The 24,108-nt window shown below is 63.0% G+C and carries 24 protein-coding genes; 8 read left to right on the plus strand and 16 right to left on the minus strand.

The features are described 5' to 3' along the window. Positions 1 to 50 precede the first annotated feature (50 nt). Positions 51 to 890: a pantoate--beta-alanine ligase gene (panC, locus tag YQ44_RS17435; protein WP_071324461.1), complete on the plus strand. Its 840-nt coding sequence runs from the start codon at positions 51 to 53 to the stop codon at positions 888 to 890. A gap of 62 nt (positions 891 to 952) precedes the next feature. Here the strand turns inward: panC and YQ44_RS17440 are convergent, their stop codons facing one another. Continuing rightward, entirely contained in the window at positions 953 to 1,423 is a 471-nt protein-coding gene (locus YQ44_RS17440; protein ID WP_156894894.1) for a hypothetical protein, read from the minus strand. A 124-nt stretch (positions 1,424 to 1,547) separates the two neighbouring features. After that, a complete protein-coding gene (locus YQ44_RS17445; protein WP_156894895.1) occupies positions 1,548 to 2,087 on the minus strand; it encodes a hypothetical protein in 540 nt (179 codons plus the stop codon). A gap of 217 nt (positions 2,088 to 2,304) precedes the next feature. Between YQ44_RS17445 and YQ44_RS17450 the strand changes: the two genes are divergently transcribed. Next, a complete protein-coding gene (locus tag YQ44_RS17450) occupies positions 2,305 to 3,057 on the plus strand; it encodes an SDR family oxidoreductase (RefSeq protein ID WP_198043747.1) in 753 nt (250 codons plus the stop codon). A 165-nt stretch (positions 3,058 to 3,222) separates the two neighbouring features. Then, positions 3,223 to 4,113 carry an SDR family NAD(P)-dependent oxidoreductase gene (locus YQ44_RS17455; protein WP_071326581.1) on the plus strand — a complete coding sequence of 297 codons (891 nt, stop codon included), beginning with the start codon at positions 3,223 to 3,225 and terminating at the stop codon, positions 4,111 to 4,113. Positions 4,114 to 4,224: 111 nt separating this feature from the next. Here YQ44_RS17455 and cheY read toward each other — a convergent pair whose 3' ends face one another. The 14 genes from cheY to flhD all read right to left on the minus strand — a co-directional run bounded on the left by cheY (position 4,225) and on the right by flhD (position 17,484). After that, a complete protein-coding gene (gene cheY / locus YQ44_RS17460) occupies positions 4,225 to 4,623 on the minus strand; it encodes a chemotaxis response regulator CheY (protein ID WP_010396677.1) in 399 nt (132 codons plus the stop codon). A 147-nt stretch (positions 4,624 to 4,770) separates the two neighbouring features. Beyond that, positions 4,771 to 5,841 carry a protein-glutamate methylesterase/protein-glutamine glutaminase gene (locus YQ44_RS17465; RefSeq protein ID WP_071324464.1) on the minus strand — a complete coding sequence of 357 codons (1,071 nt, stop codon included), beginning with the start codon at positions 5,839 to 5,841 and terminating at the stop codon, positions 4,771 to 4,773. A 163-nt stretch (positions 5,842 to 6,004) separates the two neighbouring features. Beyond that, entirely contained in the window at positions 6,005 to 6,613 is a 609-nt protein-coding gene (gene cheD / locus YQ44_RS17470; protein ID WP_071324465.1) for a chemoreceptor glutamine deamidase CheD, read from the minus strand. A gap of 9 nt (positions 6,614 to 6,622) precedes the next feature. Next, on the minus strand, positions 6,623 to 7,495 hold the full coding sequence (locus YQ44_RS17475; RefSeq protein WP_071324466.1) for a CheR family methyltransferase: 873 nt from the start codon (positions 7,493 to 7,495) through the stop codon (positions 6,623 to 6,625). A gap of 70 nt (positions 7,496 to 7,565) precedes the next feature. Next, entirely contained in the window at positions 7,566 to 9,293 is a 1,728-nt protein-coding gene (locus YQ44_RS17480; RefSeq protein WP_071324467.1) for a methyl-accepting chemotaxis protein, read from the minus strand. Positions 9,294 to 9,636: 343 nt separating this feature from the next. Then, complete coding sequence (locus YQ44_RS17485) at positions 9,637 to 10,143, minus strand: chemotaxis protein CheW (RefSeq protein WP_071324468.1); 507 nt, start codon at positions 10,141 to 10,143, stop codon at positions 9,637 to 9,639. A 29-nt stretch (positions 10,144 to 10,172) separates the two neighbouring features. Continuing rightward, positions 10,173 to 12,383: a chemotaxis protein CheA gene (cheA, locus tag YQ44_RS17490; RefSeq protein ID WP_071324469.1), complete on the minus strand. Its 2,211-nt coding sequence runs from the start codon at positions 12,381 to 12,383 to the stop codon at positions 10,173 to 10,175. A gap of 43 nt (positions 12,384 to 12,426) precedes the next feature. Continuing rightward, on the minus strand, positions 12,427 to 12,792 hold the full coding sequence (locus tag YQ44_RS17495) for a response regulator (RefSeq protein ID WP_034758362.1): 366 nt from the start codon (positions 12,790 to 12,792) through the stop codon (positions 12,427 to 12,429). Between the two features lie 83 nt (positions 12,793 to 12,875). Continuing rightward, entirely contained in the window at positions 12,876 to 13,424 is a 549-nt protein-coding gene (locus YQ44_RS17500) for a chemotaxis protein (RefSeq protein ID WP_071324470.1), read from the minus strand. 46 nt (positions 13,425 to 13,470) lie between these two features. Then, the gene (gene motB / locus YQ44_RS17505; RefSeq protein WP_071324471.1) at positions 13,471 to 14,448 is read right to left on the minus strand and encodes a flagellar motor protein MotB; all 978 of its coding nucleotides are present in this window, start codon (positions 14,446 to 14,448) and stop codon (positions 13,471 to 13,473) included. A 58-nt stretch (positions 14,449 to 14,506) separates the two neighbouring features. After that, positions 14,507 to 15,367 carry a flagellar motor stator protein MotA gene (gene motA / locus YQ44_RS17510; protein WP_071324472.1) on the minus strand — a complete coding sequence of 287 codons (861 nt, stop codon included), beginning with the start codon at positions 15,365 to 15,367 and terminating at the stop codon, positions 14,507 to 14,509. Positions 15,368 to 15,587: 220 nt separating this feature from the next. Then, on the minus strand, positions 15,588 to 16,349 hold the full coding sequence (locus YQ44_RS17515) for a class I SAM-dependent methyltransferase (RefSeq protein ID WP_071326582.1): 762 nt from the start codon (positions 16,347 to 16,349) through the stop codon (positions 15,588 to 15,590). A 118-nt stretch (positions 16,350 to 16,467) separates the two neighbouring features. Further along, positions 16,468 to 17,031: a flagellar transcriptional regulator FlhC gene (gene flhC, locus YQ44_RS17520; protein ID WP_071324473.1), complete on the minus strand. Its 564-nt coding sequence runs from the start codon at positions 17,029 to 17,031 to the stop codon at positions 16,468 to 16,470. A 135-nt stretch (positions 17,032 to 17,166) separates the two neighbouring features. After that, on the minus strand, positions 17,167 to 17,484 hold the full coding sequence (flhD, locus tag YQ44_RS17525; protein ID WP_034758381.1) for a flagellar transcriptional regulator FlhD: 318 nt from the start codon (positions 17,482 to 17,484) through the stop codon (positions 17,167 to 17,169). A 607-nt stretch (positions 17,485 to 18,091) separates the two neighbouring features. On the opposite strand from flhD, the gene kynU reads away from it, so the two are divergent. From kynU to YQ44_RS17550, 5 genes are all read left to right on the plus strand, one after another. Continuing rightward, the gene (gene kynU, locus YQ44_RS17530) at positions 18,092 to 19,342 is read left to right on the plus strand and encodes a kynureninase (protein ID WP_071326583.1); all 1,251 of its coding nucleotides are present in this window, start codon (positions 18,092 to 18,094) and stop codon (positions 19,340 to 19,342) included. 8 nt (positions 19,343 to 19,350) lie between these two features. Further along, the gene (gene kynA, locus YQ44_RS17535; RefSeq protein WP_071324474.1) at positions 19,351 to 20,238 is read left to right on the plus strand and encodes a tryptophan 2,3-dioxygenase; all 888 of its coding nucleotides are present in this window, start codon (positions 19,351 to 19,353) and stop codon (positions 20,236 to 20,238) included. Between the two features lie 136 nt (positions 20,239 to 20,374). Next, complete coding sequence (locus YQ44_RS17540; protein ID WP_071326584.1) at positions 20,375 to 20,920, plus strand: RBBP9/YdeN family alpha/beta hydrolase; 546 nt, start codon at positions 20,375 to 20,377, stop codon at positions 20,918 to 20,920. Between the two features lie 107 nt (positions 20,921 to 21,027). Beyond that, positions 21,028 to 23,082, plus strand: coding sequence for a toxin-antitoxin system YwqK family antitoxin (locus YQ44_RS17545; protein ID WP_156894896.1), 2,055 nt, complete (start codon positions 21,028 to 21,030; stop codon positions 23,080 to 23,082). A 2-nt stretch (positions 23,083 to 23,084) separates the two neighbouring features. After that, positions 23,085 to 24,104, plus strand: a complete 1,020-nt coding sequence (locus YQ44_RS17550) for a hypothetical protein (RefSeq protein ID WP_071324476.1) — start codon at positions 23,085 to 23,087, stop codon at positions 24,102 to 24,104. The last annotated feature ends 4 nt before the right edge of the window (positions 24,105 to 24,108 follow it).

Genomic DNA, 24,108 nt, shown 5'->3' on the forward strand with positions numbered 1-24,108 from the left:
CTCCCTTTGTCACTGACCACCGTACAACGGGGTTTTAGCGAAAGCAATCAATGAAAATTATTTCCGACATCGAAGAATTGCGCGACCAGCTCAGCGGACAGCTGCGCACGGCGTTCGTTCCCACCATGGGCAACCTGCATGAAGGCCATCTGTCGCTGATGCGCCTGGCGCGCAAGCATGGCGACCCCGTCGTCGCCTCGATTTTCGTCAACCGCCTGCAGTTCGGCCCGAACGAGGATTTCGAGAAATATCCGCGCACCATGGAAGCCGACATCGCCAAGCTGGAAAAGGAAGGCGTGTACGTGCTGTTCGCGCCGACGGAAAAGGAACTGTATCCGGAACCGCAGGAATACCGCGTGCGCCCGCCCGATGACCTGGGCAATACCCTGGAAGGCGAATTCCGCCCCGGCTTCTTCGAAGGCGTGTGCACGGTCGTCACCAAGCTGTTCTCGTGCGTGGGCCCGCGAGTGGCCGTGTTCGGCAAGAAGGATTACCAGCAACTAATGATCATCCGCAACATGGCGCGCCAGTTCGCGCTGCCGACGGAAATCATCGCCGCCGAAACGTATCGGGCCGACGATGGGCTGGCTTTGTCCTCGCGCAATATGTACCTGTCGGAAAGCGAACGCGCCGAGGCGCCGGAACTGTACAAGGGGCTCAACTTCGTCGCCGAGGAAGTGCGCAAGGGTAATCTGGCCGTGGGTGAACTGGAACAGGCCGCCATGCAGCTGTTGAATGGCCGCGGCTGGAAATCCGATTACATCGCCGTGCGCAAGCGCGCCAACCTGCAGGCGCCAAACGCCGCCGAACTGGCCGCAGGCGAACCGCTGGTGGTGCTGGCCGCCGCCAAGCTGGGGCAGACGCGATTGATCGACAACCTGGAAATTTAACCGGCTGCCTCGACGCCACTGTCACGACAACGGGACCAATCGGCCCCGTTTGCAAATCTTTCCTACTTCTCCAGTCCCACCAGTCTCAACTCGGCATACAGCGACTTGCCTCTGCCGCGTGCCGCCTGCAGCATGTCGTAGCTGGCCGCATCGAGCACGATTTCCTGCCCTCCCCATAGCTTGCGCTGATGCGCGGGCAGCTTCAGGCTGCGCAGCATGGCCCGCGCCTGCGCCGGATCGGCAGCCAGCAGGCGGATGGCGCGCACATGGCGCCGCACCCCCGTCAGGATGGGCAAACCGCCCTGCGGGCCACTCTGATTCAGGCTGACATAGTCGTGGCCACCCACGCGGTGCAGGTAGGCATGCCTGCCGTCGCCCTCGGCAGCCGGCTGCACGGTCGCTTCCTGGGCATCGGATGGCAGCTCGGCAACAACTGGCGCGACAGGCGCCACGGCGGCTTGCTCAAGGCTCACGCCGCAGGCGGCCAAGAGGGTCGTGCTCAAGGCAAAAAATAATACGGGTGCTCGGCGCATGCTGCGCTCCTTCTTGTCGGGGTCGGGGACAAAGGGGAAATACTGCAGCGATCATGGGCCAAATTATTTGACGTGTAAAGTTAACTTGTGGAAATATTTCATTCATTTTGGAAATTAATCACCATTAGTCGATCTGCCGCAACAGCTGCCCGTAATACTGCTCGCCCTGGCGCACATGCGCGTCGAAATCGTAGCCTTGCTCGCGCATGCGGGCAAAATCCGCCGCCGCGATGCACAGCACATAACTGTGCCGGTTCGCCACCAGCCGCGACGCCAAGGCGGTCCCTCTCACGGCGTCGCCGCCATACCATTTGCCTGCCCCGTCGTGCAGCGCCGGATGGATTTTCCCGCCCGCCTCCACCTGCCAGCCACCGTCGAGCAATATCCAGATGGCGCCATCGGCGTCGCCGCTGCTGGCGATGACGGTGCCGGCCCGGACTTCCCACTCGTGCGACTGCGCAATGACGGTGCGCAGCTGCGCCGCGGTCAACTGCGTGAAGAATGGCGACTTGCGCAACAGGTGCGGATAGGTGACGGAAGCTTGCATGGCGGGGGGCACCTGGGCGGCATTGACGGACCAGGCGTAGCGGGCCAGCGGCAGGAACAGCGCGCCGGCGGCAAGGACAACAAGGGAGAATCGTGCAACGGTCATGCGTCGGGACATGCTGGGCTCCATGGGAAAAGCCTCACTATAGGCAGGCCCGCCAGGCGGATAAAGGGGGTATTCCTGCCTGCATCATGCCAAATGGCTCAACAATCATTATTAATCTGAATTGCACACTGCAAGCATTTTTACCATCTTTATCCACATATAAATAAAGCTCACAATGGCTGCACTGGCTCGCTCTTTCGGGCCTTTCCACCACGACAGGAGAACCACCATGAATACAGCATCCACCCCAGCCAGGGTCGCCATCGTCACCGGCGCCTCGCGCGGTATCGGCGCCGCCATCGCCCGCCGCCTGGCCCGCGACGGCATGCAAGTCGTCGTCAATTACGCCAGCGGCAATGTCGAAGCAGACAAGCTGGTGGCGACCATCGTGGCCGACGGCGGCGCGGCCATCGCCGTCAAGGCCAACGTGGCCGATGCGGGCGATGTGCAAGCGCTGTTCGATGCGGCGGAAGCGGCCTTCGGCGGCGTCGACGTGCTGGTGAATAACGCCGGCATCATGCCGCCCGTGCTGCCCACCCTGGCCGACACGGACGACGCCACCTTCGACAGCCTGTTCGCCATCAACGTCAAGGGCAGCTTCAACACCATGCGCCAGGCGGCCAGCCGCTTGCGCCATGGCGGCAGCGTCGTCAATTTCTCCACCAGCGTGATCGGCCTGGCCCTGCCCGGCTACTCCGTCTACGCCGCCAGCAAGGCGGCCATCGAGACGATGACGAATATCTTCGCCAAGGAATTGCGCGGCAAGGACATCACCGTCAACGCCGTCGCCCCCGGCCCCACGGCCACGGCCCTGTTCTTGAACGGCAAGACGGAGGAAACGATAGAGCGCATGAGCAAGATGGCCCCGCTCGAGCGCCTGGGCACGCCGGACGACATCGCCGCCGCCGTCGCCTTCCTGGCCGGAGCGGATGGCCGCTGGGTCAATGGCCAGACCCTGCGCGCCAACGGCGGCCTCGTATAGCGCCAGCCAAAACCTGCTGCGCGTCGCGCCTTGCGGCCTGCGATGCTCGCCGTACTTTGCGACGGTTGCGCTTCCCGGCCACAAATCCCTGACGCTCGCCACGGTCTTGCCAGGCGCCGTGAAGACTCAATCAATCGCTCAATCGATCAATCAATGGAATCCATCATGCAACAAGTCATTCTGATTACGGGCGCCTCGACCGGCATCGGCGCCCTCTCCGCCCGCGCGCTGGCCGCCGCCGGCCACACGGTCTATGCCAGCATGCGCGACACGCTGGGACGCAATGGACCGCGCGTGCAGGAATTGCGCGACTACGCCACGGCCCGTGGCGCCGACTTGCGCGCGCTGGAACTGGACGTGCTGTCGCAAGCGTCGGCAGACGCCGCCATCGCCGCCATCCTGGCCGAACAGGGCCGGCTGGACGTCGTCGTCCACAATGCGGGCGGCCTCGTCACCGGCCCCATGGAAGCGTTTGCGCCGGCAGAGATCCAGCACGTCTTCGACACCAACGTGATCGGCGCCCAGCGCGTCAACAAGGCCGCCCTGCCCGCCATGCGGGCGCAAGGCAGCGGCTTGCTGCTGTGGATCAGCAGCACCACCACGCGCGGCGGCTTTCCGCCGTTCATGGGTCCGTATGCGGCCGCCAAGGCGGCCATGGATTCCATCGCCGTCACCATGTCGTATGAATTGACGCGCTTTGGCATCGAGACATCCATCGTCACGCCGGGCGCCTTTACGCGCGGCACGGCGCACTTCCCGAACGCGGGCAAGCCGGCCGACCAGGCGACCAGCGCCGCGTACGCGCGCTATGACGGCTTGATGGACGAGGTGGGTGCGCGCCTGTCGGCCCTGACGCCGGACGATGCCGACCCGTTGGCCGTGGCCGAGGAAATCGTGCGCGTCGTGGGCCTGCCCGCCGGCCAGCGGCCGTTCCGCACGGTGATCGACTTTATCGGCGACGGCGCGCAGGAAGTATCGGCAGTGGCCGAACAGGTGCGCATCAGCTTTGCCCGCCGCATCGGCATCGACGACCTGCTGTCCATCCCCGTCGCCTGAGGCGCAAAAGCGGGGATGAAAAAAAACGCTGCCAGGGCAACCTGACAGCGTTTTTTCACATGGCCGCGCGCCCTCGCAAGACGAGGCTGCCGGCCAGGCCTGCTGGCGTGCTTAAGCGCCAGCCTTTTCCAGTTTCTCGAAAATCTTGTTCAGCTTTTCATCGAGGGTCGCGGCCGTGAACGGCTTGACGACATAACCGCTGGCGCCAGCCTGGGCGGCGGCGATGATGTTTTCCTTTTTCGCTTCGGCGGTGACCATCAGCACGGGCAGTTTGGCCAGTGCCGGATCGGCGCGGATATGCTGCAGCATCGTCAGGCCGTCCATGTTGGGCATGTTCCAGTCCGAGACGACGAAATCGTAGGATTCCGCGCGCAGCTTGGCCAGGCCCATCACGCCGTCTTCCGCCTCGTCGACGTTGGCATAACCCAGTTCCTTCAACAGATTCCGGACAATGCGGCGCATCGTCGAAAAATCGTCAACGACTAAAAATTTCATCTTTGGATCAGCCATGAATAACTCCGTTGTTTCTGTAGCGGTTTGTTAATAATATCGACATGAATGCCGACATTATGGTCGACACTACGGCAGCAAGTTATAGGATAGCATTTTCGTTGCTTTTAGGCGAACAAACTTGCCGCAGATCATATAAAACGTGGCTTACACGCGCAAAGCGCGCATGCCATGCGCAGCCAGGTGTCCCAGCACCATGCCAGGCAGCGCCGTCAAAGCGCCAACCTCATGCGTGGCGCCGATGGCGATCGCCTCGCGCGGCATGCCGAAGACGACGCAACTGGCTTCATCCTGGGCAAAATTATACGCTCCCGCCGTCTTCATCTCCAGCATGCCCTGCGCGCCATCCTTGCCCATGCCGGTGAGGATCACGCCGACGGCATTCTTGCCAGCCGATTGCGCGGCCGAACGGAACAGCACGTCAACGGACGGGCGATGGCGGTTGACCGGCTCGCCCTGGTCGATCTTGGTCATGTAGTTGGCGCCGCTGCGCGTCAGGGTCAGGTGCGAATGGCCGGGCGCGATATACGCGTGGCCAGGCAGGATACGCTCGCCGCCAGCAGCTTCCTGCACCGAGATCTTGCACAGCGAATCGAGGCGGCGCGCGAACGAGCGCGTAAACCCTTCCGGCATGTGCTGCGTGATCAGGATGCCGGGGCAATCGGACGGCATCTGCATGAGGAATTCGCGGATCGCTTCCGTGCCGCCCGTGGAGGCGCCCACGATGATCAGCTTTTCGCTCGACGTCAAAGGGCTGCGCAAGGCTGGCAGCGGCGCCGCCGTCTTGTCGCTGGCCGACGGCAAGGTGCGTGCGCGGATGCGCGCCTTGGAAGCCGCGCGGATCTTGTCGGCGATCATGTCCGTGTATTCACGCATGCCGCTCTGGATCGAGATCTTCGGCTTGGTGACGAAATCGACGGCGCCCAGTTCCAGCGCGCGCATGGTGATTTCCGAACCGCGCTCGGTCAGCGACGACACCATCAACACCGGCATCGGGCGCAGGCGCATCAGCTTTTCCAGGAAGTCCAGGCCATCCATCTTCGGCATCTCGACATCCAGCGTCAGCACGTCGGGATTGGTCTGCTTGATCATCTCGCGCGCCACCAGCGGATCGGGCGCCGCGCCCACCACTTCCATGTCGGGCTGGCTGTTGACGATTTCCGTCATCACGCTGCGGATCAGCGCCGAATCATCCACGATCAAAACTTTGATCTTCATAGTTATCCTTCCAGGCCTTGCGGCCCTTATTCTTAATCGGTAAGAACGCCTGACAAAACCGCCGCGAGCGGCTGCGAACTGTGGCCGAGAAGCGCAACCGTGCCGGGGCACGGTGCGCATCGCAAGCCGCAAAGCGCGACGCGCAGCAGGTTTGGTCCGGCGTTTAGAACAGTTCGATCTCGCCGCCGACCGGCGCCACCTTGAGGCGGCTGGCGTAATCGAGCTCGCGGCGCACCAGGGTGTCGTTATGCGTCTGCATCAGCTTTTTCACCAGCACCTTGCCGCTGCGCGGGAAGAAGTACACCTTGCGCGGGTGGATGTCGTTGAGGTCTTCCGCCACCACGCGCATCTTCTCCGCCTTCAGGTAATTGATGACGAAAGCCGCATTGCGCTCGCCGACGTTGATCGCCGTGAAGCCGCGCAGCACGGCGCCGCCGCCAAACACCTTCGCTTCCATGTTCTCGCGCCGTGCTCCCGCCTTCAGCAAGTCATTGATCAGGATCTCCATGGCGTAGGTGCCATACCGCATGGAGGCCGAGATCGGGCTGTTGGTATCGCTGCCGCCGTCGGGCAGCATGAAATGGTTCATGCCGCCCAGCCCCGTGACCCGGTCGCGGATGCAGGCAGAGACGCAGGAGCCGAGCACGGTGACGATCAGCATGTCCTTGTTGGTGAAGTAATACTCCCCAGGCAGGATCTTGGCGGCGTCACAATTGAACGTCCTGTCGTAATAGACGTTAGTGGCAAATTGCTCTTTGGGTTCCAGGCTCATATCTCACTCTCATGTACGATGCAACGATGCCTTGGGGACGCTGCCCCGTGGCTGGTCGAGCTCATAAACTGTTTTACCGCGCAGCTTCAATGAATCCGACACGTACAGAAAATTCTCCGAATGGCCGGCAAACAGCAGGGCATCTGGCTTCATCAACGGCACAAAGCGCGTCAGGATCTTGCGCTGCGTCGCCTTGTCAAAATAAATCATCACATTACGGCAGAAGATGACGTCGAACTGTCCCGTCAGGGGCCAGCTGTCAGCCAGCAGGTTGAGCGGCTTGAACGTGATCATCTGGCGCAACTCCGGGCGCACCCTGACCTGCCCCTCGCGATCGCCCTTGCCGCGCAAGAAGAAGCGCCGCGCGCGGTCGGCCGGCATCTTATCGAGCCGGTCCAGGTTGTAGACGCCGTTGGCGGCCGTGGCCAGCACATTCGTATCGATATCGGTGGCGATGATGGTGACCGGCGGCGTGAGCGTATTGAAGGCCTCGCACACCGTCATGGCGATCGAATACGGCTCCTCGCCGGTGGAACTGGCCGAACACCAGATGGTGATCGGCCCGCTCAGTTTCTTCACATGCTCGGCCAGCAGCGGGAAGTGATGCGCCTCGCGGAAGAATGACGTCAGGTTCGTCGTCAGCGCATTCGTGAACGCTTCCCACTCGTCGCCCATGCGGCCCGCTTCCAGGTCGTCCAGGTAGCGGACGAACGAGGAAATGCCGGTCGCGCGCAGGCGCCGCGCCAGGCGGCTGTAGACCATTTCCTGCTTGCTGTCGGCCAGCGCGATGCCGGCCCGCTTGTAAATCATGGCCCGAACCCGCTCGAAGTCCTTGCCGGTGAAGTCAAACTCCTTGACCGAATCCGTTTTAGTTTGCGGCATTTGTTTTTACCTCTCTATGACTACTCTGAACAATGCCTTTGCAATGCTACCTAGCGGGACCGGGTTGGCGTCAGAACTCTTCCCAGTCATCGCCGCCGGCTGCCGCCAGCTTTTTCACCGGCGCCGGCGCAACGGCTTGCGCCGCCTTTGCCAACCGCCGTGTACTCGTCGCCGTCACCTTCAGGGCCGGGCGCGCCACGGCCGCCTTGACGGATGCAGGCGCCGCAAGCGGTGCCTGCGGCGCCATGCCGTCGCCATCGAGCTTGAAGATGCTGACGGCGTCGGCCAGTTTCTGCGCCTGATCCTGCATGCTTTCGGCCGCCGCCGCCGCTTCCTCGACCAGCGCCGCATTTTGCTGCGTCATCTGGTCCATCTGCGCGATGGCCTGGTTGACTTCTTCGATGCCATGGCTCTGTTCCTGCGTCGCCGCCGTGATTTCGCCCATGATGTCGGCCACCTGCCGGATCGACGTGACGATCAGGCCCATGGTCTGCCCCGCCTCGTCCACCAGGCGGCTGCCCGCATCGACCTTGTCGACCGAGTCGCCGATCAGGCCCTTGATCTCTTTCGCTGCGCCGGCGGATCGTTGGGCCAGATTACGCACCTCGGACGCCACCACCGCAAAGCCGCGGCCCTGCTCGCCCGCGCGCGCCGCCTCCACCGCGGCATTCAACGCCAGGATGTTCGTCTGGAACGCGATGCCGTCGATGACGCCGATGATGTCGACGATCTTGCGCGAACTGTCCTTGATCGAACCCATGGTGTCGACCACCTGCGCCACCACGCTGCCGCCCTGCTCCGCCACCGACGATGCCGACACGGCCAACTGGTTGGCCTGGCGCGCATTGTCCGCGTTCTGCTTCACGGTCGACGTCAGTTCTTCCATCGACGACGCCGTCTCTTCCAGCGAGCTGGCCTGCGTTTCCGTGCGCGCCGACAGGTCGGCATTGCCGCTGGCGATTTCGCGCGAGGCCACGGTGATCGTGTCCGTGCCGTTGCGCACGTCGCTGACCGTCTTCACCAGGCTCTCGTTCATGTCCTTCAGCGCCTGCTGCAGCGCGCTCGTTTCATCCTTGCCCTCGACCACCACGTGCGACGTCAGCTCGCCCGCCGCCACTTTCTGCGCCACGGCCAGGGCGCCCGACAGCGGCACCGTGATCGAACGCGTGATGAACACGGCGCACCAGGCGCCGATCGCCACGGCCGCGCCGCCGAGGATCAGCAGCACCGTCATCAGGCGCGCATCGGCCGCCAGCGAACCATCCATGAAGCTTTGCTGCGCCACATGCTGCAAGTCGAGCAGCTTGTTGATATCGGCCAGCGTCTTCTTGTTCAGCGGGTCGATGCGCGTGGCAATCACCTTCGCCGCGCCCTCGCTGTTAAACGCCAGCACTTGCCCCATCGCCTCCTTGAAGGCGGCATCGACTTCGCCGTCGGCCTTGGCGATATTGGCCAGCAGCGCCTTCTCGCTGTCGGACAGTCCCAGGCTGGCCAGCTTGTCGCGCGCGCCGTCATACAGCTTGCGGTGCTCGCGCACCTTGCCTTCTTCCGCCTGCATCAGGCCGACATCGCCCTGCAAGCCGATATTGCGCATGGCAATACCCGTTTCCAGCATCGCGCTTTTCATCAGCGATGCCTGCGTATTTTTCTCGCCGGCCAGCGCCAGGCCGGACAACAGCTCGGCCTTGTTGCGGTAGTTCAGGGCATTGGCCGACACCACAACCACCACGAGGATGGCGAGGATGCTGCCAAAACCGATGCCCAGCCGCGTACCTATCTTGAAATCGCGCAAACTCATTACAGTCTCCAATATTTATGTGAACGGCGCCCGCTCAACCGTGCGGTACCGTGTTATGGCCGGGTCTCTGACGGACCTTGCAGCCTGCCGGCGCGCCTCAAGTAAGCCCCCCCCAATAAATTATTCTGACTTCTGACTTCCGTAACCGGCGCCGTGCGGTGTTGCCCGCAGCTAGCAGTGCGCGCACTGCGTCGCTGCAGGCGCCTTGCACGGCATCCGGTTCTGTTCGTCATAAATTCACAATAATTTCCCGAGGATTGCTTTCCCGCGCCGGTACATGCATATCTGTAGTGATTCTTTGCGTGGTCAAACGGCGGCGCACCGGGCGCCGCCTTGCTGCCGCTTACGCCGCCAGCTTGTCGATCAGGCCCATCTCGCTGCTCGACATCAGCTTGTCGATATCGACCAGGATCAGCATGCGCTCGTCGATGGTGCCCAGGCCGATCATGTAATCGGTCGAGAAGGCCGTGCCCATTTCCGGCGCCGGCTTCACCTGCTCCGGCGTCAGCGTGGTGACGTCGGAAACGCTGTCGACCACCATGCCGACGATGCGGCCGCCGATGTTCAGGATGATCACCACCGTGAACTGGTCGTACACGGGCGTGCCCAGGTTGAACTTGATGCGCATGTCCACCACGGGAATGATGATGCCGCGCAGGTTGATCACGCCCTTGATGAACTCCGGCGCGTTGGCGATGCGGGTCACCGCTTCGTAGCCGCGGATCTCCTGGACCTTCAGGATATCGATGCCGTACTCTTCGGAGCCCAGGGTGAAGGCCAGGAATTCACGGCCGGCGATGTCCTTGCCGTCGCCCGGTTTGCTTCCGGATGTTTGTTGAGTATCTGACATGGTGGTTTCCTATCTTTTATCTATCGGTGTTACGAAAAAATGGACTCGTCAGCCAGCTGACGAGAGGAACGGATCAGGGCGGCGACGTCGAGAATCAGCGACACGCCGCCATCGCCCAGGATGGTGGCGCCGGAAATGCCCACCACCTTGCGGTAATTCGATTCGAGGTTCTTCACCACGACCTGCTGCTGTCCGACCAGGTCATCGACAAACAGCGCCGCCTTGCGCCCTTCCGTCTCGAGGATCACGCAGATGCCTTCCGATGGACTGGTGAAGCGCGGCGCGATGTCGAACATCTGGTACAGCGGGATCAGTGGCAGGTATTCGCCGCGCACCTTCACCACCTGGCCGCGGCCAGCGATGTCCTTGATGTCTTCAACGGCCGGCTGCAGCGATTCGATGACAAAGCCCAGCGGTAAAATATACACTTCGTCGCCGACGCGGATCGACATGCCGTCCAGGATGGCCAGGGTCAGCGGCAGCGAGATGGAAATCGTCGTGCCGAAGCCCTTCGCCGAGCGGATGTCGACGACGCCGCCCATGGCGCTGATATTGCGCTTGACGACGTCCATGCCCACGCCGCGGCCCGACACGTCGGTGACCGCTTCGGCGGTGGAAAAGCCGGGCGCGAAAATCAGCTGCCACACCTCGGCGTCGCTCATGCTCTCGGAAACGTCCAGCCCCTGCTGCTGCGCCTTGGCCAGGATGCGTTCGCGATTCAGGCCGGCGCCATCATCGGATACTTCGATGATGATGTTGCCGCCCTGGTGGCTGGCCGAGAGGAACAAGCGGCCCGCCTCGGTCTTGCCGGCGGCCACGCGGGCGGCCGGCATTTCCACGCCATGGTCGATGCTGTTGCGCACCAGGTGCGTGAGCGGATCGACGATGCGCTCGATGAGGCCCTTGTCCAGTTCCGTCGCCGCCCCATTCGTGATGAAGTCGACCTTCTTGCCCAGTTTCGTCGCCAGGTCGCGCACCATGCGCGGGAAGCGCGAGAAGACGAAATCCATCGGCATCATGCGGATCGACATCACCGCTTCCTGCAGGTCGCGCGTGTTGCGCGTCAGGTGGCTGACGCTGTCGAGCAGTTTTTCATGCAGCATCGGGTCCAGCGCGCCGGCGCGCTGCTCGATCATCGCCTGCGTGATCACCAGTTCGCCCACCAGGTTGATCAGCTGGTCGACCTTTTCAATCGAGACGCGGATCGACGACGATTCGGCGCCCGCCTTGTCGCCCTCTTTCTTCGACGGCTTCTTGTCCTGCTCCACTTCGGCCACGAGGCTCGCCACGGCTTGCACGATGGCCGCGCCGGCAGTGGCGGCACCGGCCTTGGCGGCATCGGCGCGGATCTGTTCGAGCGGCTGGAAGAAGCCATAGCCACGCTGGGCATCGCTGGACTCGCCTTGCGCGGCGGCGCGGATTTCCTCGATCGGCTGGAAGAAGCCGTAGCCTGGATCTGCTGCCGCCTGCGCGGCGGGAACGCCGGGCAAGGGGTCGAAGAAGCCATAGCCCTGTGCCTTTTCCTGCGCCGCGCGGGCCGCATCGGCTTCGCCTGGCGCCAGCGGCGGCGCCTGCGTGATCACCATGTCGTCCGGATTGAGCACGAACGAGCAGATGGCCAGGATATCGTCCAGGCTTTCATGCGTCGTCACTTCCAGCACGCTGCGCGCGTCGGGCAGCGCCGACACCGCCACGTCGCCCAGCAAGCCCAGTTCGGCCGCCAGCGCATCGACTTCGCGCTGCTCCATGGCCGGCAGTTCCAGGCGGATGCGCTGGCCGCCGGCATGGCTGACGGCTTCCTTTTCCGCCGTGTGGAAGGCTGGCGCCACGGGCGTGAGCGCGGCCACCGGCACGTCCTGCGAGAACGACTGCAGCATCATGCGCACATTGGCCACGGCGTCCTGGTCGACGGCGCTGCCCAGGCGATGGCCGTCGAGCTGCATCTTGAGGATGTCCTTGGCGGCCAAAAAGGCGTCGACGTGTTCCGCCGTCAGGGCCATCTGGCCCTGGCGGATGCGGTCGAGCAGCGACTCGAGGATGTGCGTCACCTCGCTCATGTCGCTCAGGCCGAACGTCGATGCGCCGCCCTTGATCGAATGGGCGGTGCGGAAAATCGCATTCAGATCTTCGGCGTCGGGCGCCGCAATATCGACGGCCAGCAGCAGCCGTTCCTTTTCAGCCAGCAGTTCCTCGGCCTCATCGAAAAAGACCTGGAAAAACTGGCTAATATCGATGGTCATATGGTGACTCCGTCAATTGCATCGTTGCGCTGCGCGGCTGGCATCAGCCGATCACCTTCTTGACCACCTCGATCAGGCGTTGCGGATCGAACGGCTTGACCAGCCAGCCATTGGCGCCGGCGGCACGTCCCTTCGACTTCATTTCGTCCGACGACTCCGTCGTCAGCATCAGGATGGGTACCTTCTGGTAGGTCGGCAGTTCACGCAGCAGCTTGATCAGCTCCAGGCCGTCCATGCGCGGCATGTTCTGGTCCGTCAGCACCAGGTCCACGGTTTGCAGCTTGGCTTTTTCCAGTCCATCCTGGCCGTCGACGGCCTCCACCACCTGGTAACCGGCGGCTTTCAGGCTGAACGCCACCATCTGGCGCAATGAGCTGGAATCGTCCACTGCAAGTATCGTTTTGGCCATCTTTGCTCCCACTTATTCCGGGCATCCTGCCCGAGTATTTGATTAATCAATCCATGCAACCGCAAGCGTTCCGCACTGGCATGCTAGAACAGCTCGATGTCGCCACTTTCCAAATGCTGCTGACTGACAGCCTTGCGCAGCACGCTGCGCAACTCCAGGCTTTGAATCGCCAGCGCCATGCTGACCCGCCCCAGCAGGGCGACAATTTCTTCGTTATCGCTCTCTGGCAACATCTCGGCGCCATGCGAGCCCAACGTCCCGAGGAACTCGCGCAAGCCCGTCACCCGTTTCAGGGTGCGCTCGATCAGCTGGCTGGTCATGTCCTGGAATTGCAGGCTGGTGATGGCGGCGTTGACATAGCCGCCCACCTCGTCCTGCAGCGCCAGCAGCCTTGTACGCTGCTCCTCCGGCGGCACGCCGCCTTCGAGCAGCATGGCGATGGTGTCCTGCTGCGCCGCGACTGCCGCGTGGATGGCCATGAAATTGAAGGACAGCTTCTCGATCGCCTCTTCCAGCAAGATGCCGGTCTGCACCAGGTCGGTTTCCACCTCCGTCAAGTGCTTGCGGCCATGGTCCGACACGCCAGACAGCAGGCGCTTTACATGCGAGCCAAGTATTTTCTTTCTTGTCATAAAGGTCTCATTGTTTCAATACACCACGCGTTGACGGCCTTGCGTGTTATTTTTTCGCCGCTGCCGGGCTGGGGACAGGCGCCGCGGGGGGCGGCGAACCGGCCACCAGCCCCGAGGCGACTGCGGCGCTGGCGGCATCGGTCACCGGCAGCTCCATCGCCGAGCCATCGCGCAGGACGTTCTCTTCCGTGCGCTTGTTCATGACGATGATGCTGATGCGCCGGTTGATCGGGTTGAACGGGTCGAGCTTGTCCAGGTGGGCAGCCGAACCGAGTCCCACGACGCGCAGGACCTTGTCTTCATTCATGCCGCCGATCACCAGTTCGCGCCGCGACGCATTCGCACGGTCGGCCGACAGTTCCCAGTTGCTGTAGCCGGCGTCGCTCATGTAGGGCGTCGAATCCGTATGGCCGGACAGGCCGATGCGGTTCGGCACTTCATTGAGCACGAAGCCGATCGCATGCAGGATTTCCTTGGTGTACGGTTGCAAGTTGGCATTGGCCAGGGCGAACATCGGACGATTCTGCTCGTCGACGATCTGGATGCGCAAGCCTTCGCTCGTGATATCGAGCAGCAACTGGTTCTTGTATTTTTTCAGCAGGGGATTGGCGTCGATGGTCGCTTCGATGCGCGCCTTCAGCGCCTGCAGGCGCCGGCCCTCCTCGCGTTCGAGCGCGGCCTTGGCCGAATTGAGGTCGAACGACTTGCGCTGCTGCTCTTCCTGCGCCTTGCGCACCTGGCCATCCTGGCGCGACAGGTCCTGCCCGCCGCCCTGGATCACGGAGTTGCTCTCGCCGCTGCCGGAACCGCCCGCCATCGCCACCTTCAGCGGCGTCTTGAAGAATTCGGAGATGCCGTTCAAGTCGCCCTTCGACGTCGAGCCAAGCAGCCACATCAGCAAGAAGAAGGCCATCATGGCCGTGACGAAGTCGGCGTAGGCGATTTTCCACGCCCCGCCATGGTGTCCGCCAGCCGTCTTCTTGATGCGCTTGACGATAATCGGGCGCATGCCTTCATCGGCCATGGCGTTCCCCTTCCCTGCACTGCAATTGACTCATGGTATCTGTGCGTGTCTTCACTGCTTACTTCGTTTTCGATTTCTTGATGTGCTCTTCCAGCTCGTTGAACGTCGGACGCTCGGTCGAGAACAGCACCTTGCGGCCGAATTCCACGGCCAGCGCCGGCGCATAGCCGTTCAGGCTGGCCAGCAGGGTCACTTTCACGCACTGGAACATCTTGCTCGACTCTTCCAGCTTCTGCTCGAGCAGGCTGGCCAGCGGACCGACGAAGCCGTAGGCCAGCAAGATGCCGAGGAAGGTGCCGACCAGCGCGTGCGCGATCAGCATGCCCAGCTCGGCCGGCGGGATGCCCACCGATTCCATCGTGTGCACCACGCCCATGACGGCGGCGACGATACCGAAAGCGGGCAAGCCGTCGCCCACCTTGGCGATCACGTGGGCCGGCACGGCGCCTTCGTGATGGTGCGTCTCGATCTCGTTATCCATCAGGTTTTCGATCTGGAACGCGTCCATGTTGCCAGATACCATCAGGCGCAGGTAATCGGTCATGAACTCGACGATATGGTGGTCGGCCAGCACGGCCGGATACTTGGAAAACAGCGGGCTTTCCTGCGGGCTGTCGATATCGCCTTCGATCGACATCAAGCCTTCCTTGCGCACCTTGCTGAGCACTTCGAACAGCAGCGACATCAGCTCCATGTACAGCTCTTTGGTATAGCGCGATCCCTTGAACAGGGTCGGCAGGGCCGCCAGGGTGGCCTTGATGGCCTTGTTATTGTTACCAACAAGGAAGGCGCCCAGGGCGGCGCCGCCGATCATCAGCAGCTCCACCGGCTGGAACAACGCCGCCAGATGGCCGCCCGCCAGCGCGAAACCGCCAAAAACCGAGGCGCAGACGACGATGTATCCGATTATGACTAACAAGTGCCCTGACTCCCAAATAGGGCCGGGCTGACGCGCCCGGCATGCTCAAACCAGTTCCCTGCAGCCGGAGGCTGTGCCACGGGCGGGGAACAGCGGCAAAAAATGTAACCAAAGGTAGATTGAAATGCCCCGCTTTTCAACCCAAATCCAACAAAATGCCGTGTGGAACTACAATAACGTGAGATTGTCCTCCGGGCAAGCAAATAACGCAGACAATTGCTTAAAAGCACCATATGTAGAGCAAGGGGCCACTCTCTGTGGCGGCAATGGTCTTATCGGGTTCGCGTGCCGCAATCTTGAATTCGTAACTAAGAAGCATGCTTCCTGGCAACATTTCTTTTTCAGCCTTGCGCCACAGGGCCGACATGACGGCCGGCGACAGGTAGGCAAACACCACGTCGTAGGCACTGAAATCGAGCGCCGCGTAATCGCCGCGCAGGAAGCGCGCGCGGCTGCCACCGGCGCGCGCGCGCAGCCGGCTCACCAGCCACGGCAGCGGCGCCAGTTCGATGCCGGCAAAATGCCCGTCGGGACGGCGCCGCGCCAAGTCCAGTACCAGGCCGCCGAGTCCGCTGCCGATGTCGACCAGGCGCACGCCGGGCCGTTCGGCGATCAGCTGCGCCACGGCTTGCCATACTTTCGGCCCCGACGGATAGAACGGCACTTGCGTGCGAAACGTGGACCAATACAGGCTCAACAGAAAAACAAAGGCGACCAGGAAGACGGCAGGCGGCAAGTCCAGCTGGCTGGCGCCCAGCAGGGCCGGCGCGAACAGCAGGCCGATGGCGCACCACCAGCGCGCCAGGCCCGCGCGCCAGGTGATGATCGCCGCCAGCATGCCCTGCGCGCCGGCCACGGCCAGCAGCGACATGGCGACACCGAGGCGCGCCAGGGCATACACCAACAACAGCATCAGGGGAAAGGCCAGTACCTGGATCAGGATGGCCTTGAGCGCGGGCGCGCGCAGGATTTGTTGCAGCATGTGGGCAAGCTCGAAAGGGAAAGCGCCAGTGTACGGCGAAAGCGCCATGAAAAAGCCGGAGTCCGGTCTGGCGACCGGCTCCGGCATTCACTGTCTATATATGTTGGGGAGGATGGTATCAGGCAGCCAGGCCGGACGGCGCTGCCGCGGCCGCCTCGTCGCGCGCCTTCTTGGTCTTGCCGGCACGCGAAGGCATGTGGCACAGGCCGCAGACATAATCGGCGTTCAGGTCGAGGCAATTGACGACAAACTTGCCGCCGCACTTGCCGCAAGGCGCCATGTCCAGCATCTTGCTGCTGAAAAAGCGCACCAGGGTCCAGGCGCGGGTCAGCGACAGCAGCGGCTCTTCGCCCGCTTCGGGCGGCATCTGCTCCAGATACAGCTTGTAGGCCTTCATCACCGCCTCGATGCCGGTGGCGCCGGCGTGGTCGACGAGGAATTTGTGGATATTGATGAACAGCGAGGAATGGATATTCGGTTGCCAGGTAATGAACCAGTCGGTGGAAAACGGCAGCATGCCCTTCGGCGGCGAGACGCCCTTCAATTCCTTGTACAGGTTCAACAGGCGTTCGCGCGACAGCGAGACTTCGGTCTCCAGCAATTGCAAACGGGCGCCAAGCTGTATCAATTCGATGGCCAGCTGGATTTCCTGCGCTTCCGATACGACACTTTTCTTGGCCATGCTGACTACTCCGGATGTGACTGATGCTGACTGAAGGTTGCCGGCAAAAATATTCAGGGCAAGCCGCGTTGCCGAAAACGGTAAGAATGTACTGCGAGGCAAGGCAACGCCGCCATGGGCGCTTTGCCGGGAACCTTATGCGATTTCTTCGACGCCCTGGCCTGCCATCAGGATGGCAGCGTGCGACTGGGCCAGCGAGCGGTCTTTATTGTAGTTCGTCAACATGCCAAGGATGGCGCTGTCGTCGAAGCGAAAACGGGCCAGCATCATGTTGCCGCCAGCCAGCTTCAGGATTTGCGCATTGCTCATGCCTTCGATCAATTCGGCGATTTCAGCGGCAATGCCGAGACGGAAGATGGCCGTTACCTTGTCCGCACGAATCATTTGCTGAGCCAGCATCAGGTAGCTCAGGTTAGCGTCGCGAATCTCAGCCATCATATCGTTAGCAGTCATTTCCATCTCCTCAATCCGTTGAATTCAGCTGGCGTTGTTTGTTGCCAGTGAGATACATTCTGCAGGAGCAACATCAAACGCAACAGAGGCGTAGCGCTGTATTTTTGGTCGGGGAATGGCGGGCAGGAGCGTAGGTGTTTGTCTGACAAACACCGCTCAATGGGGGTCGCACGCCAGCAACGGCGCGGATTCCGGAAGTATGCAAGGGGTCAGAATCAGCTGACTTTTGACCTGCAATAAATATCACTTTTTTACAACAGCTTGACCTGAATCAAGCCCATCTACCTATGTAACGGCAGCTCCGACGGGAACTTTAGGCCTTTTTTAAAAAATATTTAAAAAAACCTGCGGTTCTTGTTCGATGGATTTCCGCGTGTCATGTATTCATTGACGGCGGCGTCTGGAGGAACTTTAGGGTTTTTTGAAAATATTTTTAAAAAGCGTGATTTTTTTCGTTGACGCCCCGCAAGCCCGCATTTTTCCGTGGCCCGCCGCCGCCGGCAATCGCGCTTTCCTGCCGGGATTTGCTACACTGCTGCTCTCGCGTGATACTTTAAGCCTCAAGCAATATCATGCCATCCAGATAAGTATCAATATGAAAGCCACCATGACTTCTCGACAAGACTGCACTGCGCGCGACCTCGATGACCCTCTGGCGCCCCTGCGCCTGCAGTTCGACCTGCCCGCCGGCGTGATTTATCTCGACGGCAACTCGCTCGGCGCGCGGCCGAAGGCGGCCCTGGCCCGCGCCCAGCAAGTCATCACGGCCGAGTGGGGCACGGACCTGATCCGCAGCTGGAATACGGCCGGCTGGTTCGACTTGCCCAAGCGCCTCGGCGACCGCCTGGCCCCGCTGCTCGGCGCGCAAACGGGCGAAGTGGTCATCACCGACACCACTTCCGTCAACCTGTTCAAGGCCCTGGCCGCCGCCCTGCAGATGCAGGCATCCGAGCCGGCGCGCGCGGCGCGGCGCGTCATCGTCAGCGAACGCAGCAACTTCCCTACCGACCTGTACATGGCGCAAGGCCTGGCCGCCTGGCTGGACCGCGGCTACCAGCTGCGCCTCGTCGACAGCCCCGAGGAACTGGCGCAGGCCATCGATGCCGAGTGCGCCGTCGCCATGCTCACGCACGTCAATTACCGCACCGGCTACCAACACGACATGGCCCTTGTCAGCAGCCATTGCCACGCGCAAGGCGCGCTGGCGCTGTGGGACCTGGCCCACTCGGCCGGCGCCGTGCCGCTGGACCTGAATGGCGCCGGCGCCGACCTGGCCGTCGGCTGCACCTATAAATACCTGAACGGCGGCCCCGGCTCGCCCGCCTTCATCTGGGTGCCGGAAAAGCACCAGGCCCGCTTCCGCCAGCCCCTGTCCGGCTGGTGGGGCCACGCCACGCCGTTCGCCATGGATCCTTCCTTCGCGCCGGCCGACGGCATCAAACGCGCCCTGTGCGGCACGCAGCCCATCGTTTCGCTGGCCCTCGTCGAATGCGGCCTGGAGATCTTCGCGCAAACCAGCATGGAGGCCGTCCGCCGCAAGTCGCTGGCCCTGACGGACCTGTTCATCGCCCTCGTGGAACAGCGCTGCGCCAGCCACCCGCTGGGGCTCGTCACGCCGCGCGAACATGCGCGGCGCGGCAGCCAGGTCAGCTTCACGCATCCGCACGGCTACGCCGTGATGCAGGCGCTGATCGCGCGCGGCGTCATTGGCGACTACCGCGAGCCGGCCATCATGCGCTTCGGCTTCACCCCCCTGTACACGAGCTTTGCCGACGTCTGGGATGCCGTCGAGATCCTGCGCGACATCCTCGACACGCAAGCGTACGACATCGCCGCCAAGCGCGACGCGGTCACCTGAACCATCCCATGAGCGACGAGAAGAATATGAACAAGGACAATACCAGCGGCTGCCCCATGCATGCCGGCGGCCAGGACGCGCAGTGGCATGGCGCACAGATGGATTTCAGCGAGTCCATGAGCTACGGCAACTACCTGGCGCTGGACCGCATCCTGACGGCCCAGCATCCGCTGTCGCCCAACCACAACGAGATGCTGTTCATCGTGCAGCACCAGACCAGCGAATTGTGGATGAAGCTGATGCTGCACGAGATGCACGCCGTGCGCGCCAACCTGCAAAACGGCGAGCTGGCGCCCGCCTTCAAGATGCTGGCCCGCGTGGCGCGCATCATGGACCAGCTGGTGCACGCGTGGGACGTGCTGGCGACCATGACGCCGCCCGAGTACACGGCCATCCGCCCCTACCTGGGCGCCTCGTCCGGTTTCCAGTCCTACCAGTACCGCGAGATCGAATTCATTTTGGGGAACAAGAACGCGGCCCTGCTGAACGTGCACACGACGGCGCCCGACACCTACAAAGTGCTCGACTCTGCCCTGCGCACGCCATCCGTCTACGATGAATCGATCAAGCTGCTGGCGCGCAGCGGCCTGCATATCGCCCCCGAACGCCTGGATGCCGACTGGACCCTGCCGACCAGCGCCGACGCGTCCGTGAAGGCGGCGTGGCTGGAAGTCTACCGCGACCCGTCGAAACACTGGGCGCTGTACGAACTGGCCGAAAAGCTGGTCGACCTGGAGACGGCCTTCCGCTTCTGGCGCTTCCGCCACGTGACGACGGTCGAGCGCATCATCGGCTTCAAGACGGGCACGGGCGGCACGGCCGGCGTCAGCTACCTGCGCAAGATGCTCGACGTGGTATTGTTCCCGGAACTGTTCGCCCTTCGCACTGAATTATAAAACTGCCAGACCAAATCTGCCGCGCGGCGCGCCTTGCGGCCTGCGATGCTCGCTGTGCATGCGCACAGCTGCGCATCCCGGCTACAACGCACTGCCGCTCGCTACGATTTTGTCAGGCATGCTAATAGGAGAAATGATGTCGCCTCTCGTCCTGACCCTGGCCGGCCTGTGGAATTCCGGGCCGCAGCACTGGCAAACCCACTGGGAGGCGCGCCACCCGGACTGGTCGCGCGCGCCGCACCGCGAATGGCAGGCGCCGGACAGGGACGAATGGGTGACGGAGCTCGATCGCGCCATCGCTGCCTGTCCCCGCCCGCCCGTGCTGGCGGCGCACAGCCTGGCCTGCGCGCTGGTCGCCCACTGGGCTGCCAGCGGCTCGCCGCACCGGATCGCCGGCGCCTTTCTGGTCGCGCCCAGCGACGTGGAAGCGCCCTCTTACCCGCAAGGCACGACGGGCTTCGCCCCCATGCCGCTGCAAGCCTTGCCGTTTCCCAGCCTGGTGCTCGCCAGCGGCGACGATCCTTATGTCAGCGTCGCGCGCGCGCAAGCCTTTGCCAGCGCCTGGGGCAGCGATTTCACCCTGATCGGCGACGCCGGCCATATCAACGGCGACGCCGGCTACGGCCCCTGGCCGCAAGGCGAGCGGATGCTGCTGGAGTTCTGCGCCGCGCACCAGCACTGACGGCCAGGGCGCGCAGCGCACACGATACGCGCGCGCATTTGCCCACAAGGAAGAACGCAGGCAGAATCGTGGCCTTTCCATTGCGGCGCCCCGGCGCCAGCCTCACGATGAAACGTCTGCTTCTGCCTTTGCTCCTCTGTTCTGCGCTGGCCCACGGCGCGCCTTTTTACGAAGGCAAGACCCTCGCCCATCCCGCCATTGCCGCCTCGCAGGATAGCGGCCTGGACATCGCCTTCCTCAAGGAAAAGGATGGCGTCAACGGCTATTATTGCGAATGCACGGGCGCCAGCGCGAAAACCCTGCCGCTCGACCGGTTCGGCAACGCCGCCATCCGCTCCGTCTTCTACGCCTCGCTGGACAAGGAATCGGACAGCAGCGTGCAAACCATGCTGGTGCTGTTCCGCCAGGACGGCAAGAACGGCTTGCGCGCCTACCGCTACGACCGCAGTTCCGGCAAGTACCGGCGCCTGGACGGCTTGCAGCCGGCGCTGAACCGCATCGTGGCGCAAGGCACCAGTCCCAACGCGGGCCAGGTCAAGGCGGCGCTGGCCAGGCTGGCGCCGATGGACTACAGCGTCGCCCGGGGCAAGAGCGGCAATGCGGACTTCGACGCCATCGACCATACGCAAGGCACGGTGGTCGGCTATTACAGCGACGACGGCACGCCCGTGGCGGCAGGCGCCAAGGACGCCATCACCTACAAGAAAACCTTCGAGAAAAAGGGCGAGCGCTTCCTGACGGCCAGCTACACGCTGTACAGCGACGCGGGCGCCGGCATCCTGCCCAACTACCGCCTGTGGCAAGTGACGTGGGAAACGGCGCCGCGGCAATTCACGGGCAGCGAGGACGGCCCGTCCGTCATCTACAGCCTGGCCTGGGACGACGGCACGGTCGTCGAGCGCGGCCAGTACGTGAAAGGCAAGCGCCAGGGCCTGTGGGTGCGTGAAGGCATGCACGAAGGCAGCGAGAAAGGCCATTTCGTCAACGGCCTGCGAGAAGGCCTGTGGCACTTCGACTACCCCAAGCAAAGCGAGAGCGGCATGTACCGGGCCGGCAAGCGCGAAGGCCGCTGGACAGTCGTCAACTATGTCGACGAAGACGAAGTGACGGGTTTCGATACCTACGCGGGCGGCCAGCTGAATGGCCCGCACGAACGCCGCATGGCCGGCAAGCTGCAAACGCATGGCAACTACGTCAACGGCGCGCGCCATGGGCCGTGGATCACGGAAGACGGCGACGGCAGCTTCATCGACGGCTTGCGCGACGGGCCATGGAAACTCAAGCTCAAGGACAAGGCCACGCAAAGCGTCACTTTTGTGAAAGGCAAGAAACAGGGCGAGGCGCTGGACACGGACGCCGGCGGCGCGCTGCGCCTGCGCGACCATTACCAGGCCGGCGTGCTCGATGGCGCGCGCACGCGCTACCTTGGCCCGGCCGGCAAGGAGTACGTCGTCTACACGGCCACCTTCCGCAACGGCCAGCTCGACGGGCGCGAGCAGGCGTTCGACGACAGCGGCAAGATCCTGCGCCTCGATACGCTGTGGGACAACGGCAAGAAACAGGGCCTGGACGCGCGCTACTACCCGAACGGCAAGCCGGAGCGCCTGGCCGTCATCGACCAGGGCCGCCTGCTCACGCACCTGCGCGAATACTATGAAGACGGCCAGCTGCTCAACGACATCCACCGCTGCACCTTCAAAGAGTACGGCAGCACGCGCGACGACGTGTGCGAATACCATCACATGTACTACCCGGACGGCAAGCCGCAGTATTACTACGCCTTCCAGTACGGCCAGCGCCAGGAAGGCTATTCGAACTACCCGAACGGCAAGCGCAAGGACGAACTGCTGGTTGACCGCGCGGCCGACACCTCCGTCGTCAACGCATATTACGAAAGCGGCCAGCTCAAATGCACGGAACCGCGCCGCGGCCACAGCACGCGCACGGTGAATGGCGAGTCGATGATCAGCTACGCTTCAGCCGACCGCGATGGCGACAATATCTGCTACCACCCGAACGGCAAGGTGGCCAGCATCTATACCTTCCGCCAGCGCGTGCTCGTCGCGTGCGGCAAGCGCTACGACGACACGGGCAAGCAGACCTTCCCGGGGCCGGAAGGCTGTCCGCCCCCCAGGCAGGTAAGCTACCCCATAGGACTGTGACGATGACGCAAGCAACACGACCGCAGTGCATCCAGAACCCCGAGCACATCGACGCCACGGCGATCCGCGCCGCCATCGCCGATGGCAAGCAGGTGCTGGTGCAGTTCAATACCCTGGGCGAGCCGCAGCCGCTGCTGGCCGACCTCGACGCCCTGGCCGCCACCTGCGGCACGGCGCTGACCATCCGTATCTACGGTTACGACCCGCGGGTGTTCGATACCCGCATCCTGCGCGCGTTGCCGCATGTGGCCAGCCTGTCCATCGACTGCCACCGCAACGCCCTGTATCTTGAAACCCTGGGCGAGCTGCGCCACCTGAAGCGCCTGAGCCTGGGCGTGTACGAGCTGGCGCAAGCCGACATCCTGCAGCTGGAGAATTTGCGCGGACTCGAGCACCTGCATCTGGGCGAATCGGCCAAGGACAATATCGACCTGGCGCCCCTGCGCCACTATGCGCGCCTGTCCAGCCTGACCATCGAAGGCCACCACCAGCACATCGACACCCTGGCCGGCCTGCCGGCGCTGCGTGACCTGTCGCTGTACCGCATCAAGAACAAGGTGGCGCTGGATTTTGTGTCTGGCATGGAGCGCCTGCGGCAGCTGAAACTGCAGCTGGGCGGCCGTGTATCGCTGGCGGACATCGAAGCGCCATTGCTGGAACAGCTGGAAGTGATACGCGTGCGAGGACTGCAGCAGCTGGGCGATATCGGCCGCTTCCCGCTGCTGCAGGCCCTATGGGTGGAAGACCAGATCAAGCTGCGCCAGGTCGTGCTGGGCCCGAACACCGCTCTCGAACGCCTGAACCTGCACACCTGCAAAACGCTCGACAGCCTGCCCGGCCTCGCCGCCCTGCCTGCCCTGCGCCAGCTGTCGGCATCGGAAACCCTGCTCGACGTGGACGCGCTGCTGCAGGATCTGCCCGCGTCGCTGACGCACGTGCGCCTGCGCACGGGCAAAAAAACACGCGACGACGCCATCGCGACGCAGCTGGCGGAGCGCGGCTACAGCAACGCGCGCCTGTAAGGCA

This window comes from Janthinobacterium sp. 1_2014MBL_MicDiv (genome assembly GCF_001865675.1).
Lineage (GTDB): Bacteria > Pseudomonadota > Gammaproteobacteria > Burkholderiales > Burkholderiaceae_D > Janthinobacterium.

What these genes read in the sequence shown, in the direction of transcription:
- YQ44_RS17475 (WP_071324466.1), bottom strand. Translation starts at nt 7,495, where the DNA reads ATGCCGCAAACTAAAACGGATTCGGTCAAGGAGTTTGACTTCACCGGC.
- kynA (WP_071324474.1), top strand. Translation starts at nt 19,351, where the DNA reads ATGAGCGACGAGAAGAATATGAACAAGGACAATACCAGCGGCTGCCCC.
- YQ44_RS17540 (WP_071326584.1), top strand. Translation starts at nt 20,375, where the DNA reads ATGTCGCCTCTCGTCCTGACCCTGGCCGGCCTGTGGAATTCCGGGCCG.
- flhC (WP_071324473.1), bottom strand. Translation starts at nt 17,031, where the DNA reads ATGGCCAAGAAAAGTGTCGTATCGGAAGCGCAGGAAATCCAGCTGGCC.
- YQ44_RS17545 (WP_156894896.1), top strand. Translation starts at nt 21,028, where the DNA reads ATGAAACGTCTGCTTCTGCCTTTGCTCCTCTGTTCTGCGCTGGCCCAC.
- cheY (WP_010396677.1), bottom strand. Translation starts at nt 4,623, where the DNA reads ATGGCTGATCCAAAGATGAAATTTTTAGTCGTTGACGATTTTTCGACG.
- YQ44_RS17450 (WP_198043747.1), top strand. Translation starts at nt 2,305, where the DNA reads ATGAATACAGCATCCACCCCAGCCAGGGTCGCCATCGTCACCGGCGCC.
- flhD (WP_034758381.1), bottom strand. Translation starts at nt 17,484, where the DNA reads ATGACTGCTAACGATATGATGGCTGAGATTCGCGACGCTAACCTGAGC.
- cheD (WP_071324465.1), bottom strand. Translation starts at nt 6,613, where the DNA reads ATGAGCCTGGAACCCAAAGAGCAATTTGCCACTAACGTCTATTACGAC.
- YQ44_RS17500 (WP_071324470.1), bottom strand. Translation starts at nt 13,424, where the DNA reads ATGACAAGAAAGAAAATACTTGGCTCGCATGTAAAGCGCCTGCTGTCT.
- YQ44_RS17485 (WP_071324468.1), bottom strand. Translation starts at nt 10,143, where the DNA reads ATGTCAGATACTCAACAAACATCCGGAAGCAAACCGGGCGACGGCAAG.
- YQ44_RS17515 (WP_071326582.1), bottom strand. Translation starts at nt 16,349, where the DNA reads ATGCTGCAACAAATCCTGCGCGCGCCCGCGCTCAAGGCCATCCTGATC.
- YQ44_RS17445 (WP_156894895.1), bottom strand. Translation starts at nt 2,087, where the DNA reads ATGTCCCGACGCATGACCGTTGCACGATTCTCCCTTGTTGTCCTTGCC.
- motB (WP_071324471.1), bottom strand. Translation starts at nt 14,448, where the DNA reads ATGGCCGATGAAGGCATGCGCCCGATTATCGTCAAGCGCATCAAGAAG.
- panC (WP_071324461.1), top strand. Translation starts at nt 51, where the DNA reads ATGAAAATTATTTCCGACATCGAAGAATTGCGCGACCAGCTCAGCGGA.
- YQ44_RS17465 (WP_071324464.1), bottom strand. Translation starts at nt 5,841, where the DNA reads ATGAAGATCAAAGTTTTGATCGTGGATGATTCGGCGCTGATCCGCAGC.
- YQ44_RS17495 (WP_034758362.1), bottom strand. Translation starts at nt 12,792, where the DNA reads ATGGCCAAAACGATACTTGCAGTGGACGATTCCAGCTCATTGCGCCAG.
- YQ44_RS17480 (WP_071324467.1), bottom strand. Translation starts at nt 9,293, where the DNA reads ATGAGTTTGCGCGATTTCAAGATAGGTACGCGGCTGGGCATCGGTTTT.
- cheA (WP_071324469.1), bottom strand. Translation starts at nt 12,383, where the DNA reads ATGACCATCGATATTAGCCAGTTTTTCCAGGTCTTTTTCGATGAGGCC.
- YQ44_RS17455 (WP_071326581.1), top strand. Translation starts at nt 3,223, where the DNA reads ATGCAACAAGTCATTCTGATTACGGGCGCCTCGACCGGCATCGGCGCC.
- YQ44_RS17440 (WP_156894894.1), bottom strand. Translation starts at nt 1,423, where the DNA reads ATGCGCCGAGCACCCGTATTATTTTTTGCCTTGAGCACGACCCTCTTG.
- YQ44_RS17550 (WP_071324476.1), top strand. Translation starts at nt 23,085, where the DNA reads ATGACGCAAGCAACACGACCGCAGTGCATCCAGAACCCCGAGCACATC.
- kynU (WP_071326583.1), top strand. Translation starts at nt 18,092, where the DNA reads ATGACTTCTCGACAAGACTGCACTGCGCGCGACCTCGATGACCCTCTG.